Origin of the sequence: Sedimentibacter hydroxybenzoicus DSM 7310, from assembly GCF_013403245.1 — a bacterium.
Lineage (GTDB): Bacteria > Bacillota > Clostridia > Tissierellales > Sedimentibacteraceae > Sedimentibacter > Sedimentibacter hydroxybenzoicus.
Genome location: NZ_JACBNQ010000069.1, coordinates 1 through 645, shown reverse-complemented (window position 1 = coordinate 645; position 645 = coordinate 1). Strand labels below are relative to the sequence as shown.

1 protein-coding gene and 1 pseudogene are annotated in these 645 nt (G+C 42.6%); both read left to right on the top strand.

From position 1 onward, the window contains the following. Positions 1-193 precede the first annotated feature (193 nt). On the top strand, positions 194-322 hold the full coding sequence (locus HZF24_RS19310) for a hypothetical protein (RefSeq protein ID WP_281372322.1): 129 nt from the start codon (positions 194-196) through the stop codon (positions 320-322). Between the two features lie 56 nt (positions 323-378). Continuing rightward, positions 379-645, top strand: a pseudogene (locus HZF24_RS18780) (group II intron reverse transcriptase/maturase); the annotation flags it as partial.

Genomic DNA, 645 nt, shown 5'->3' with positions numbered 1-645 from the left:
GCAAGTCGCGAGTCTGCCCTAGTAGTGGGAAAGACATAGCTGAACACCAAGGGTGTCCATCGTGAGGTGGAATCTGAAGGAAGGTGTAGGCAAACCTCTGGTCTGACGAACAGAAATCACATGAGGCTAAGGATATGGATAAGACTGCCAAACAAGTCAAAGTCCAATAACTACTCGGAAATATCTTTAGTAGATGTGGCAGATAGATGGAGGGAAAGATTGCGTTCTTACCTGGGGAGGTCTCATGGACATAGCCAAGGCAATGAACTTTGCGGTTATGGTTGAAACAAGATTTATCATGAGAAGTCAGCAGAGGTCATAGTACCATGGAGGCTTAAGACTTTGTGGGAAGGACTGAACTTTAGGAGGTGTGAGTCAATGAAGGTAACTGAGAATAGAATTAAGGGTAGACAACTTCAAATCGAAGACTATCTGCAAATGGTATCTGCGGAACAGAGAGAGTATGCAGAAGTTCCCGCTCATTCAAAGATTGCTGAAAACAACCATACCATTACAGATTTTCAAAAGGACAAGCTATTGGAGAATATTTTGCAAAGGGACAATCTAAATAAAGCATTTAAGAGAGTTAAAGCAAACAAAGGTGCCGGAGGCATTGATGGGATGAGTGTTGATGAACTTCAAACG